A 14383-nucleotide genomic window follows, 5' to 3' on the forward strand; every position below is an offset into this window, starting at 1 on the left:
GAGGCCGTCAGGCTCTTGCAGGGTAACTCGTATGTCACGGTGCCGGAGGTTGCCGACTCCTGCGGGCTTTCCTATACCGGACTGGAACAGCACCTGTTATTCTACCACAAGGATCTGGTGAAGCGGCGCATCAGGATACGCGAGAAGGCTCTCCGGCGGCAGCGGAAAGGGGAAATCACCGGTCGGGGTACCGTGCACGCCCCCTCTCCGGAGTTAGTGGAGAAGTATGCCGAAGCGGTGCATCTGTATGCCACGACATCCATGTCGGCCGCACGGATAGCCGGGAAGACGGGAGTATCGAAGAAGGGATTCTACGAGCACCTGCAAAGGTGGCATCTGGACCTGGTATGCAGGCGGAAGAATATCCCCTACGAGGAAGGGCGGCCCGTGGACTGGTCTAAAGTCCGGAAATACAACCCCGCGACAAAGGCCAAATATGCCGAAGCCATCCGCCGGCTGAAAGAAAGCGGGCTGCCGACGGCACAGGTGGCTGCCGAGTTCGGGCTGCAACCCGAAGCGTTCCGCAGCTACCTGAAGGAACACGAGCCGGAACTGTATGCCCGGCAGGGAATGGTCAGGACGGATACGGGCGGCGCGGTGTCCCGCCGCAGCATGGAGAAATACAGCGAGGCCATGCACCTGTACGGCACGACAACCGAAAGCCTGAAGTCGTTGGCCAGGCGGTTCGGATTCAACGACTGCTCGTTCGGGCAGTTCATCAGAAGGAATTTCCCCGAACTGGTCGAAAAGCACAACGAAATCGTCCGGAAAAAAGGGAAAATAAAATAAATAACCGGCTTTCGTATTCCGCTCCGTTGCGGAAGATAAGCTGTCATAGACAGTCTGACAAAATTCTATTCGGGTACCTACTATCAAAATGATTTGCAGGATTATCCGATTCTGTCATTTTTCAATACACTCTCTCCAATAATCATCAAGGTTAATGGACATTCCTCGCGTTTTTTTCTGTCTTTTAATCCTAAGTATTGCATAATATCGGATAACGATTTAGGTTCAACGCTGCTGACAATCTTATTCAATCGGCTATCAACTTTTGAGGAACACCCAAGCATTATGAACATTTTTTAATATCCGGTTGCGATAAATACAGATAATACTACATCCTCTCTCAAAATACTGTTATTGGGGACCTAACATTATACCTTGATTTATAAAAACAAGGAATCTATATACCAGTTTACTGTCAACCAACTTTCTTCCAACTTCGCCATACTTTCTCTATAAACAGATAGAGTTAAGTTACTTACTATCTGTTGGGGAAAACAAAAATTTTTTCTCTGTTTATAGAGGAAATAAGCAATTAAATGCGGGTAAAAGAAAACTTGCTCCTTATCTACAGAACGTAGCCCATTTGAAACCCGTTTAGACTTACTTAGCATGAAGTGACAAAAATTTGGCATGAAAACAAGTATCCTCGTCATGCGCTGTAAAGTGGTACATAATATATAGTATGAAAACGTCTAATTATTGGGAAGTGTATGACCGATAAGTTCAGACTAACAATAATGAAGCAAAAAAGGTTTTGTTACAAATAAGTCTGAGTGTAAGTTATATAGAGAGATTGTTCGACAAAAATTCCGTTCTCTCCATAAGAGAAGTATTTGAATATAAAATTGGTTGTAATCAGCTAGTAAACAATATTTGTTTTATTTGCTTGGAAGACGATTCACTTAACAACTGTTGAGTAAAACCTATAACATCTGTTTGAAATGAGGCACTCGGTTGAAAATTATATCATTTTTATATTGTTATTTTCAGTGAATTGTATAATTTTGTATCCCAAATACTTCTCTTATGGAGAGAAGTAGCAGAAGATGGAGCCGGAAACGGCTTCAGAGATTTTGTGCATGTGTGAGATAACGGAATCTTTTATGGTGTAAACATGAACAGATATACTGACATGGGAAGTTATTCTCCAGCTTTTGAAAAGAATGTTTGTAACTGCTTGATATGTAGTATAATTTACAATCTTGCAGGATTAGAAGAATTGTCCTAAATCCAAAATATGGCTACTTCGGAAGGTGAAAAACAGACATGCTGGTACGTGATGCGCGACCTTAAACGGGCCAATGCCAAGTTGCCCGCATACAAGCAACTGTTGAACGAGCATTTCGAGGTGTTCACTCCCATGAAAGAGCAGTTGAGTGTTCATGGCGGCAAACGGACTCGGGAAGAAGTTCCCTTTATCCGGGATTTGCTTTTTGTTCATGATACCCAGGAAGCTATTGATCCGTTTGTGGAAAAGTATCCCACGATACAGTATCGTTTCCAGAAGGGAGGTGGTTACAAAAATCCGATGACTGTCGCTGATGCGGACATGGAGCGGTTCATACATGCTGTAAGTGTGTCGAAAAATCCGAAATATTATCTTCCTGGCGAATTGACACCCTCTATGTGCGGACGGCACATTCGTATTGTAGGCGGTCCTTTGGACGGTTATGAAGGAAAATTGCTGACTGTACGCGGGTCGAAAACGAAACGTCTGTTAGTGGAGCTGCCCGAGTTCTTTTCCGTAGGAGTGGAAGTCAATCCCGAATATATCAGGCTATTATAAAATAATGATATGTAAGTATGGTCGACTCAATTTTGGATGGTATATGGTCCAGAGTTAAAGCGGTGTGCATTGATCATGACCTATTGGACGAGCAGCGGATATGAAAGGTTATGCTCCGGAACAAGATGAGTACTGGTTTCTGTTATCTGTTTTGACAAATGCATCTGTACAGAACAGCCCGGCGCATGTTACAATGAGGATAAAACCTGCATTTCTGGCTTTGTAAAATTGAATATACGCTAATTCCCGACAACGGATGAAACATTTTTGAAAGTAATGAATGGTTACAATTCCGGAACTGAGCCTTGCTGGATGCCATTGATGGAACTCATCGAAACATGCCTGTTCGACATCATTCACACAGAAGATACAACCGGACGATTCATTCGTCTGTATGGAGCAGGTGACTATTGGCACGCATTCGAAGAATCCGCCTACCAATTGAGTCAGCTGTTCGTGACACACGATGTAACTGTACTCAGGCATAAAGTTTACCCATTTCCCGTTTTAATGGTCAGCATCTCGGATGACGAACTCCAGGCTTACGGCAAAAATCACATCTTCAGAAAGAAAGTATCAGGGTACAGGGAACTTGTTGGGATAGGAATCTCGATGAAGCGGTACAAGGAATGGCACAAAAAAGAGGTGATGAAATTCTCTTCTCTTCCATGACTTTGCACAAGTAAAGAACAAATTCTGACATAATATGATTTTTTGGATAGTTAATTGCAGTATTGCATTCCTGATCTGTGTGTTCTGTGCGGGTATCATCATTCCCCAGATTTTGTTGATCGCTTTCCGCAAGCGGTTATTCGACCTTCCCGACGAACGGAAGATTCATCATTGTGCCGTGCCCCGGTTGGGCGGCATCGCATTCAAGCCGGTAGTGTTTTTCACCGTAGCCTTGTTGCTGGGGATCAATATGGTTATGGGGCATTCGGAGATGTTGTCCGAAATCGAGAACGATGTTCGGCCCTTGGCTTTCGCCTTCTGCTCCATCATGGTTCTGTATCTGGTTGGCATGGCCGATGACTTGATCGGTATCCGTTATCGAGCCAAGTTCGTTATCCAGATTCTGTGCGGCATGATGCTTATCGCCGGTGGTATATATATCGATAACCTGTACGGCATTCTAGGCATTCATTCGGTTCCATTATGGCTGGGGTATCCTCTGACCATTCTGTTCGTGGTCTTCATCATCAATGCCATCAACCTGATCGATGGCATTGACGGACTGGCTTCCGGGCTATGCAGTATTGCCTGTTTGCTTTATGGGTTGACTTTTCTTATGTTTCACCAGTATATATATGCCATGCTGGCGTTCGCCACATTAGGGGTGTTAGTGCCGTTCTTTTATTACAATGTTTTCGGGAATGCCGAGCACGGAAAAAAGATTTTCATGGGTGACACAGGCAGCCTGACCGTTGGCATGATGCTCTGTCTTCTCAGTCTCAAGTTGACTATGTGTGGGACAGATGATAATACGGTACATATAAATCCGATGGTGCTGGCATTCTCCCCGCTGCTGATTCCTTGCTGTGATGTGGTCCGGGTTTATCTGCATCGGGTACGCAACGGAAAGAACCCGTTCTTGCCGGATAAGAACCATATCCACCATAAACTACTTGCTGTCGGAATGCAGCAGCGAAGTGTCATGATTATCGTCATATCCGTATCGACCGTATTCATACTGTTTAATATTCTTCTCTCCCTTTATCTGAATGTAAACTGGATCGTACTAGTCGATATCCTGATATGGACTTTCACCAATATCCGACTGACGAAACGTATCGGACAGCTTCAGTCGAGACAGGCAACCAACAAATAAAAATCAATGAAATATGAAAATCAGATACATTTTACTCTTATTGACCGTGGCTTCCCTGCTAGGATCATGTGCCGCGCCGAAAGTCGCTTATTTTACGGACCTGAAACCGGGTATGGCAGAGCAGGTTCTTAATCCATTGGAAATCAGGGTACGTCCCGAAGACAAGATTTCCATATTGGTCAACAGCAAAGACCCTTTGTTGATGGACCTTTTCAACCTTCCGATTATATCCCGACAAATCGGTATAAGATCAGAAGCATCCAACAATCAAGGAATGTCAGGATACACGATAAACAAGGATGGAAATATCGATTTTCCCGTGCTGGGGCATATCCATGTGGCGGGAATGACACGCGAGGAGATTGCCTTGTGCATAAAAGAAGAGTTGATCTCGAAAAACCTCGTAAAAGATCCGGTAGTAACAGTGGAATTCATGAACCTGACCGTTTCCGTGTTGGGTGAGGTCGCCAACCCCGGACGTTTCAATATCGACAAGGACAGGCTGACGCTCCTGGACGCTTTAAGCATGGCCGGGGACCTTACCGTCTACGGGAAACGGGAGAACGTGCTGGTACAGCGGGAGGAAAACGGCAAAAAGACCCTGTACCGGGTCAATCTGAATTCGGGATATGACCTTTATGCTTCTCCCGTGTACTACCTGCAACAGAACGATATTGTTTATGTCGAACCTAACTCGGTCAGGGCAAGACAATCGACAGTCAATGGGAACAACGTGCGGTCTACCTCTTTTTGGTTATCGTTGGCCTCGCTGCTGACCACCATTACCGTGTTGATCGTGAAATAAATATAGAATCTGATATGGCCGTAAATCAAAAGAATACAAAACCGGGACAGCCGGATGATTTCCTGCGGATACAGGATCTGTTGTACCTGTGCCTCGCGAGGTGGAAGTGGTTCGTCCTGTCTTTGGCGATAACGACAGGTGTTGCTGCTGTCTATCTGCTGTGTACCCCTGCCGTATATACACGCACTGCTTCGGTGTTGATCAAGGAGGATTCCAAAGGCAAGTCGGTTTCCCCGGATCTGGAATCCTTTTCGGAGTTTGGGTTGTTCCAGTCCAGCACCAATGTAAATAACGAACTCATCACCTTTCAGTCGCCGGCTTTAATGACCGAGGTAGTTAAACGATTTCGTTTGGATATGAATTACTTCGTTCCGGGGAAATTCCACCGTCAGGTGGCCTATGGACTGACATTACCAGTGGATGTAACGATAAGTGACTTTCCTGAAAACGAATCGGCTGGGTTTACATTGGAAGTACAGCCAGACAGCACATTACTCTTATCCGACTTTACACGTAACGGGACGGAGCTCGACGGAAAGGATATAAAGGGCCGCTTGCTCGACTCCATCACTACGCCATTAGGGAAAATCATTATCCATGCAACCCCCAATTATGTGAAAGGCGAGACATACACATTGTATGTAGGTAAATCCAGTTTGTATGATGCTGTAAACTCCTGCTCGTCCAATCTGTCCGTTTCATTGAATAATGAGAAAGCGTCAGTTATCGACCTGTCATTCAGGGATAATTCTGTACAACGGGCGGAGGATGTATTGAGCATGTTGATTTCCGTTTATAATGAGAACTGGGTGAAGGACAAGAACCAGATCGCTATCAGCACCTCGATGTTCATCAACGAGCGTTTGGGCGTAATCGAACAGGAACTGGGCAACGTGGACGAGGACATTTCATCCTACAAGTCCGAACATCTGTTACCCGACGTGCAGGCGGCTTCGAGCATGTATATGGCGCAGAGCAGCCAGACGAATGCGCAGATTCTGGCTTTGAACAACCAGCTCTACATGACCCGCTACATCCGGAACTATTTGTCCAATGACGCCAACCGTACCCAACTGCTTCCGGCCAATTCCGGCATTGAAAGCGCCAATATTGAATCGCAGATTGCCGAATACAACAAACAACTGTTGCAGCGCAACAGCCTGGTTGCGAACAGTAGTACGGAAAATCCGCTGGTCGTTGATATGGATCAGGCCCTGGCATCCATGCGTGGGGCGATAATCAGGTCTATCGACAATCAGATAGTAACCTTGAATTCGCAGATAAAAAGTTTGCGGCAGACGGAGCAACAGACAACATCACGTATAGCAGCTAACCCTACACAAGCCAAATACCTGCTCTCGGTGGAACGCCAGCAGAAGGTAAAGGAGGCTCTTTATTTGTTCTTACTGCAAAAGCGTGAGGAGAACGAACTCTCACAGGCATTTACGGCCTACAATACCCGTATTGTTGCCCCGCCCCACGGTAGCATGTTGCCGATGTCACCCGTGCGCAAAAACATCTTAATGGTCGCGTGTGCTTTGGGACTGCTTATTCCGGTAGTCATTATCTTTATATGTGAGAACATGAATACCCGTGTACGGGGAAGAAAAGATCTGGAAAGCGTAACCGTACCGTTCATCGGTGAAATTCCGCTGTTCACAAGAAAGAAGAAAGGAATATTCAGAAAGAAACCACAGGAAGTCAGGGCCATTGTTGTCAAGGAGGGCAGCCGTGACATCATCAACGAGGCATTCCGTGTATTGCGTACCAACTTGGAGTTCATGACTGGCAAGGATAAGGCATCGAATGTCATCATCGTGACCTCGTTCAATCCGGGCAGCGGCAAGTCGTTCCTGACCATGAATATCGCCGTGAGCTTTGCCATTAAAGGGAAGAAAGTGTTGGTAATCGACGGTGACCTGCGTCACGGCTCTGCGTCATCCTATATCGACTCTCCTACCAAGGGGTTGAGCGACTATCTTGGCGGCAGGATTGACAATCTCAATGAAATAATTGTCACCAATCCGAAACAGAAATATCTGGACATCCTTCCTGTCGGCACCATACCTCCCAACCCCACCGAACTGTTGTTCGACGACCGGCTGAAACAGGTAATAGATACCGTAAGGGAACAATACGAATATGTGCTGATTGACTGTCCGCCCATCGAACTGGTGGCCGACACGCAGATAATCGAGAAGCTGGCTGACCGTACTATTTTCGTGGTTCGTGCAGGATTGCTTGAACTGAGTATGCTTGCTGAACTGGAGAAAATCTACGGGGAGAAAAAATACAAGAACATGTCCCTGATCCTGAATGGAACCGAGGGAAGCGGTGGTCGCTACGGATACCGTTATGGCTATCGGTATGGTTATCACTATGGTTACGGTTCGGAATATCACTATGGTTCCGATGAAAAATATATAGAGTAAATCGTTGATTATCAAGCAATTAAATACGGAGTAAGAATGTAAATTTGATTTCCCTATTGTTTCACTAAAAATCACAACTATGGCACAGAACGATTTTACAGAAGACAAAGCGACCTTATTCGGTGCGGGTATGGTTACTGTAGGTGTATTTGGTAAAACAGCATTGATTACCAAAGGAGTCGGAGTGGTTGCCGCAACAAAAGCCGGAGTATTGGCTGGTGGATTTATCTGTCCTCCTGCGGCTATCTGTATCGGTTTAGCTTGTGTTGGGGCCGGGTTGATAAATCATTTCGGCAAGCGAAACTGGTGGTGAAGTTTATCACCGGGACAATCAATTCATTCCCGGATTCCGCATATATGTCATGTGGAATCGGGAATGATTAAAAAGTTTTATGTCATTATATGTGGTTTTTTAAAAAAAGGGAAAAACAAAATATAATAAAGCTAATCGGTTTTACAGACTATCATTCGCATATTCTTCCGGGCGTGGATGACGGTGTACAAACGATGGACGAATCTTTGGAAATTCTACGTTTGTATGAGGAGCAAGGGATCAAATCCGTATGGCTCACACCGCACATCATGGAAGACATTCCCAATACGACTGCCCATCTTCGCGACCGTTTTGCAGAATTGCAGGCTGCTTACACAGGTGGCGTACAACTGCACCTTGCAGCGGAAAACATGCTTGACAATCTCTTTGAGGAACGGCTGGGAAAGAATGACCTGCTACCTTTAGGCGAGAATGGCGACCACCTGCTGGTGGAAACCTCTTATTTCAGTCCTCCGATGGGCTTGAAAAATATCCTGCTTCGCATCAAATCTAAAGGATACCACCCTGTTCTCGCCCATCCGGAGCGTTATGCTTATATGGATGAATCGGATTACCGACAGCTAAAAGACATGGGTGTGAAATTCCAGATTAATCTTCCATCAATAGCGGGTATGTATGGCAACCGGATTAAGAAAAAGGCCATGTTTCTTATGAGAGAACAGGCTATTGCTTATATAGGGACAGATATTCACAGTTACAGTATATTTCAAAAGTTCATTTGTACAAGCGTTACAAGAAACGTACAAAAACTGCTTGATTTATAGTCAAGATTATTGCGGCTATGGATAGCCAAGCTATAACAAAAATTCCTATTAATAAACAACAAGATGACAAGCGGAGAAAAGGCTCTTTATCATTCCATTATAGAGCAGTTAAAAGATAAGGAACTTTCCGATAGCCAAAAAGACAATTTTGTGAAAAAGCTGGATGAACTGTTCAAAAGTATGAATGACCAATCAAAAGAATTTCAATTAAACTCAATTTTATGAAAGCATGTTTTATGGGCTTGGGCTATATCGGATTGCCTACAGCCATTATCGCAGCAAAGCACGGAGTACAGGTAACGGGTGTTGACATCAACCCCAAAGTTGTAGAGCTGACCAATCAAGGTAAGCTCCACATCATTGAACCGGGGATGGAAGAAATGCTGCAAGAAGTTGTGAAAAACGGGACATTGCACGCAAGCACGAAGCCGGAGACAAGTGACGCTTACTTTATGGTTGTTCCCACCCCGTTCAAAGGTAATCATGAGCCTGATATTTCGTATGTAGAGGCGGCAACTCGTGCTGTACTTCCTTTTCTCAAGGAAGGTGACTTATATGTAATTGAAAGCACATCACCCGTTGGTACGACTGATAAAATGCGTGACTTAATTTTCGCTGAGCGTCCTGAATTGGAAGGTAAAATTTATATCGCCTATTGCCCCGAGCGTGTACTTCCGGGCAATGTGATTTATGAGTTGGTACATAACGACCGTGTCATTGGCGGTATGAACGAAGAAAGTACAACAAAAGCAATCGAGTTCTACTCGCAGTTCGTACAGGGGACGCTGCATCGGACTAATTGCAAGACCGCTGAAATGTGCAAACTGACTGAGAACAGCAGTCGTGACGTGCAGATAGCTTTTGCCAATGAACTTTCATTGATTTGCGACAAGGCAGGGATTAATGTTTGGGAACTTATCAGGCTTGCCAACAAACATCCGCGCGTAAATATCCTGCAACCTGGCTGTGGAGTCGGAGGTCATTGTATTGCTATCGATCCATATTTCATTACAGCGGATTTTCCGGTTGAAAGTCGCATAATTTCTACAGCACGCGAAATCAACAATTATAAATCGTTCTATTGTGCTGAAAAAGTAAAGAACGCCATGTTTGAATTTGAACTGAAAAATCACTGTAAGCCTGTGGTAGCAATGATGGGGTTGGCATTCAAACCGGACATTGACGATTTGCGTGAATCTCCAGCAAAATATATCACAACTAAAGTAATGCAAGGATGTAATAATGCCAACATTTTAGTGGTAGAGCCAAATGTGAAAGAACATAACGTGTTCAAGTTGACAGACTATAAAGAGGCTTATGACAAAGCCGATATTGTTGTGTTCCTTACAGCCCATACACCTTTCAAAGAACTACCGTGGAAAGATGATAAAGTGATACTTGATTTCTGTGGAATATTTAAGCAATAGAGGTAGACAATCATTAAGTTTACCAAGACTTACCCTCCCAATAAACGTACACATATACTGATTGCAGATTTACAGAAAATCTATTGCTTTAAGAAGATGACATTAAGCCAAGTTTTCAAATCAAGATTGTTGTCAAATATTTGGAATCAGTTTCTCCTTTATGGTTTCAGTAGCATTATACCAATTCTACTAATTCCATATTTGTTGAACGTTATAGGAGTAGAAAAATACGGTCTTGTAAATTTTGCCATTATATTTAGCTTTTACTTTCAGATATTCAATGAGTTCGGTTTCGATTTATCTAATGTCAGGCATGTCGTCAATAATAGAGACAATCAAGAAAAATTGGGAAGGATAGTTTCTTCTATTCTGCAATGTAAGTTTTTTCTCATACTCTGTTCTCTATTTGTTTATATTTTAGTTGTAGGGTTGATTCCTTCACTAAGGAATGAACTCACGCTTTATATATTAGCCTTTATTCGTTTGATAGGGGTTGTCATTGCTCCCTATTGGCTTTTCCGTTCAATGGAGGACATTAAATATATAACACGTATCAGCGTGCCAATAAAGCTATTATGTATATTGCCTATTTTTTTAATCGTTAAGTCTACTGATGATTATGCATTGGTGATGTTGTGCTATGCTCTTGAAACATTTGTTTCAGGTATTGTCGCTTTATTCATTGCCCAAAAAAGATACGGGATCAAACTTCAAATAGTCTCGGCACAAGAAGTGAAATTTTATCTTAAGGATAGTATTCCGTTTTTCTCATCAACTTTTTTGATGAGAGCCTATAAAACAATGAATACCTTAGTGCTTGGCTTTATTCTTGGAGATTTTGCAGTCGGATTATATACAGCTGCGGAAAAACTTCATAATGCGTATTCATCATTTGTTTCTCCGCTTTTATCTCAGATATTTTACCCATATTTCACAAGGATAAAAAATATGGGTAGAGCGACTAAGATGGTATTGCTTTTATGTATTGCCAATACAATCGCTTTAGCTTGTATATATTTCTTATCACCGTATCTTATACCGATTTTTATTAAGACTGAAACAGCAAGTATAACCACGTATTTCAACCTATTCTTGCTTTTATTGGCGATTAGTGTGCCAGCTGACATGTTCGGTTTCCCTTATTTGGGCGTACTTGGAAAAATCAATGAGGTAAATATGACAACCATTTATTCTGCAATCATATACATCATTGTTGTCCTTGTCTTGATTCTTACTCACAGTATTAGCATAGGAAGTGTTATTTGGGCTTTGATTATAGCGAACGTGGGATGTTTGGTTTTGCGCCTATATTTAGCCAATAAAGTAAGAGTTGGTAATGTTGATAAACAATAGGATATACAATATAGATACTAATTCTCGACATTGGGCTATTTCTTTAGCCTTAATTGTAATCTTGTCTGTAATAATGACATTTATTCCTTTTGTAGGACTGTGTTTGTCATTAATGTTTTTCAGACAAAGGTTTGCCCCCATTCTATTTATTATCTTTTCTTTCTATTTTGGTTGGTTTTATGAGCCACAAATGGATTTGTTGGTTCATTATGAGCATTTTCATCGTATTGCCGACAAATCATTGGTTGAGCAATGGATGGACTCTGGAACATCAAAATATGGCAAAGAAATATATCCTGTATTATTTAAATATTTCATTGGTTTAATTGCTGATAACCGGAATTTTTTCTCTGCTTGTGCGTGTGTGGTATATACTTCTCTATTTATATTTGGAGTCGTAAAACCACTCCAGCCATTATATATGCAGAAAATGTCAATTCCTGCATGGCTACTCTTCCTGGGAGTGATTTTTACTGTAGAATACTATTGGTTTCTCGGTTTTCGCTTTTGGAGCGGAGCATTTGTTTTTACTGGCTTCTATTTGAGATACCTTAATTCAGGAGCCGTTAAGTACCTTTGGTTATCTGCGTTATGTATTTGTTTTCACTATTCACTACTCGCCTTATGTGTCGCGGCTGTATTAAACCTACTCTTGCGATATAGGTTTAAAGTGTACTATTTAATTCTTATCGTATCATTCATCGTTCGCTTTGCGAAAATCGCGTTTGTCACTAATATCGCACAATTTGGCATATTTGAAAACTACGTCAAAGAGAGCGTTAGGAATCAAAATATCATACAGTCTGTTGGAAAGTATGCAGAGGAAATACGCGAGTATGGTAATCAGTTCTATTTGCTTCGTGAAACAATTGCCGTTTTCGGTGTCTTGGCTGTGATCTATATACTATATAAAAAAATAGGGAAAGAATTTTGGGAGCAGAATGTCAAATTCTGGGGGTTCTGTATTCTCCTATTGTCTTTTGCCAATTTCGGATATGTCAGTTTGACTTTTTATGATAGATTCTTCAAACTTGCCGTGCTATTCTTATATGTTTTTACATATATGTGGGTTATGGATATTCAATCCAAATTGAGTTTTAAGTCCCAGCTACTAATAACTATGGTTACAATTATACCGGTATTGTATTTCATTGTTACACCATTAGTTGAACAGAGGCACATGTTGTTCCAACTAAACTTATGGTTTAGTAATCTATGTTCATGATGAAAAATTTTGTAATCTGAATTTCTCATCGTGCTGATGTATGGTCTATGGATAGCTACCAATACGAACAACCAAAAAGGCATAACATCAGAAAACGAAAATAGATTAACCGTTGATGTTCAATGTTCTTAATTATTTTAATCATATCAATTGAAACACTAACAATGAGGGTATTAATAACTGTTCCCACTAAATCCGGATATGGAGGAGTAACTAATTATTATTTAGGGATTAAAGAGTATTGGAAAGAAAATATTGAATATTTTTATTTCGGTCGTAAGCCTTGGCGTAATATATTTTATCCATTTTTAATTATCCGTTTTATAATCCGATTGATTTGCTTTAAACCTGATATAGTACTACTTAACCCATCGCTTGGAGATAAAGCCTTAAAACGAGATTTTATATATTTAAACATTTGCCGATTTTTCAGAAAGAAAACATCCGTATTTATTCATGGTTTCAATTTCGAGTATGCTAAAAATGCAGATTGGAAATGGATAAGTGCCAATTTGAATAAGGCCTTGTGTATTTTTGTGTTATCCCAAGATTTCAAGAATGAATTGATAAGGAGGGGGATAAAATCTGATATACATCTAACTTCGACAAAAGTACCCGATTATTTTATTTCAGGTTTTGACCTTTCGATGAGACAAAGAAAAGCCGAAAACATTATGTATAGCGGGCGAATAGAAAAGGCCAAGGGTGTATATGAAACAGTCGATACATTTTCAATACTTAAGTCACAATACAAGGATCTGACATTGACCTTTGTCGGTGATGGCTCAGAACTTCCTATGTTGAAACAATATGTTGAGAATAAGAAAATAAAGGATGTCCGTTTTACTGGAGAGTTACGTGGGGAAGATTTTAAAAAGGAATACATTAACGCCGATATGTATTTGTTTCTAAGTTATACGGAAGGTATGCCAACTGTGGTTTTGGAAGCAATGATTTTCGGACTCCCTATTTTTACCAGAAAAGTGGGTGGCCTAATAGATTTCTTTGAAAATGGAAAGATGGGATATATATCAAGTTCGTTAGATCCGGCAGTTTTTGCAGAAGCAATGAAACCATATATCGAGAATCCTGCTAAAATGAGGAGTGTATCAATATATAATTCCGAATATGCGAAAACCCATTTTGTTGCATCCGTTGTTGTCCGAAAATTTGAAAATACACTAAAGAAATATATTGAGCTATGAATATTCTGAGAATCAAGAAGCTAATATTTTTACACCTCCAACATCTACCCATGAAATCAAGGGCATGGAGACCATTAGTTTGCAAATGGGGTGGAGTGCAGATAATCAGCCCCAAAAGAACGTTTATCGGTGAGGGCGTCATATTTGACACAAATTATCCACAAGATATTTTTATCGAAGAAGGTGTTCGTTTGACATCGGGGGTGAAAATAGTAACACATTTCATGAATCCTAATACTGGAAGTTACGACAGGGGGAAGGTTCATATCTGCAAAGGCGCCTATCTCGGAATGAATACTTTGGTGGTAAAACCTGTAACAATTGGAGAGCGAGCTATAATTGGAGCAGGTTCTGTTGTGACCAAAGATATACCAGCCAATGAAGTTTGGGCAGGAAATCCCGCAAAATTTATAAGAAAACGGTAGGATTAATTCA

14 protein-coding genes are annotated in these 14383 nt (G+C 41.8%); all 14 read left to right on the plus strand.

The genetic code is table 11. The features are described from left to right. The first annotated feature begins 15 nt into the window (after positions 1-15). The 14 genes from DW947_RS11930 to DW947_RS11995 all read left to right on the plus strand — a co-directional run bounded on the left by DW947_RS11930 (position 16) and on the right by DW947_RS11995 (position 14373). A complete protein-coding gene (locus tag DW947_RS11930; protein ID WP_243635088.1) occupies positions 16-789 on the plus strand; it encodes a hypothetical protein in 774 nt (257 codons plus the stop codon). Positions 790-2026: 1237 nt separating this feature from the next. Next, positions 2027-2575, plus strand: coding sequence for a UpxY family transcription antiterminator (locus tag DW947_RS11940; protein ID WP_119958533.1), 549 nt, complete (start codon positions 2027-2029; stop codon positions 2573-2575). A gap of 276 nt (positions 2576-2851) precedes the next feature. Beyond that, positions 2852-3247 (plus strand): hypothetical protein, encoded by a 396-nt coding sequence (locus tag DW947_RS11945; RefSeq protein ID WP_004293534.1) that lies wholly within the window; start codon positions 2852-2854, stop codon positions 3245-3247. 34 nt (positions 3248-3281) lie between these two features. Next, complete coding sequence (locus DW947_RS11950) at positions 3282-4403, plus strand: MraY family glycosyltransferase (RefSeq protein WP_004293533.1); 1122 nt, start codon at positions 3282-3284, stop codon at positions 4401-4403. A 13-nt stretch (positions 4404-4416) separates the two neighbouring features. Continuing rightward, positions 4417-5208, plus strand: coding sequence for a polysaccharide biosynthesis/export family protein (locus DW947_RS11955; RefSeq protein WP_004293532.1), 792 nt, complete (start codon positions 4417-4419; stop codon positions 5206-5208). A gap of 14 nt (positions 5209-5222) precedes the next feature. Further along, positions 5223-7640 carry a GumC family protein gene (locus DW947_RS11960; RefSeq protein WP_004293531.1) on the plus strand — a complete coding sequence of 806 codons (2418 nt, stop codon included), beginning with the start codon at positions 5223-5225 and terminating at the stop codon, positions 7638-7640. Between the two features lie 79 nt (positions 7641-7719). Next, the gene (locus DW947_RS11965; RefSeq protein WP_004293530.1) at positions 7720-7953 is read left to right on the plus strand and encodes a hypothetical protein; all 234 of its coding nucleotides are present in this window, start codon (positions 7720-7722) and stop codon (positions 7951-7953) included. Between the two features lie 89 nt (positions 7954-8042). Continuing rightward, the gene (locus DW947_RS11970; RefSeq protein ID WP_004293529.1) at positions 8043-8738 is read left to right on the plus strand and encodes a tyrosine-protein phosphatase; all 696 of its coding nucleotides are present in this window, start codon (positions 8043-8045) and stop codon (positions 8736-8738) included. Between the two features lie 63 nt (positions 8739-8801). Further along, positions 8802-8963 (plus strand): hypothetical protein, encoded by a 162-nt coding sequence (locus DW947_RS21630; protein WP_004293528.1) that lies wholly within the window; start codon positions 8802-8804, stop codon positions 8961-8963. Beyond that, positions 8960-10165: a UDP-N-acetyl-D-mannosamine dehydrogenase gene (gene wecC / locus DW947_RS11975; protein ID WP_004293527.1), complete on the plus strand. Its 1206-nt coding sequence runs from the start codon at positions 8960-8962 to the stop codon at positions 10163-10165. Before DW947_RS21630 ends, wecC begins: the two co-directional genes overlap by 4 nt. A 96-nt stretch (positions 10166-10261) precedes the next feature. Continuing rightward, the gene (locus tag DW947_RS11980) at positions 10262-11518 is read left to right on the plus strand and encodes an oligosaccharide flippase family protein (protein WP_004303994.1); all 1257 of its coding nucleotides are present in this window, start codon (positions 10262-10264) and stop codon (positions 11516-11518) included. 73 nt (positions 11519-11591) lie between these two features. Continuing rightward, a complete protein-coding gene (locus DW947_RS11985) occupies positions 11592-12743 on the plus strand; it encodes an EpsG family protein (RefSeq protein ID WP_227043624.1) in 1152 nt (383 codons plus the stop codon). Between the two features lie 122 nt (positions 12744-12865). Next, positions 12866-13948: a glycosyltransferase gene (locus tag DW947_RS11990; RefSeq protein ID WP_119958534.1), complete on the plus strand. Its 1083-nt coding sequence runs from the start codon at positions 12866-12868 to the stop codon at positions 13946-13948. Then, entirely contained in the window at positions 13945-14373 is a 429-nt protein-coding gene (locus DW947_RS11995) for an acyltransferase (protein ID WP_004303995.1), read from the plus strand. Before DW947_RS11990 ends, DW947_RS11995 begins: the two co-directional genes overlap by 4 nt. The last annotated feature ends 10 nt before the right edge of the window (positions 14374-14383 follow it).

The sequence above is a fragment of the Bacteroides sp. AM44-19 genome, assembly GCF_003603395.1.
Taxonomy (GTDB): domain Bacteria; phylum Bacteroidota; class Bacteroidia; order Bacteroidales; family Bacteroidaceae; genus Bacteroides; species Bacteroides uniformis.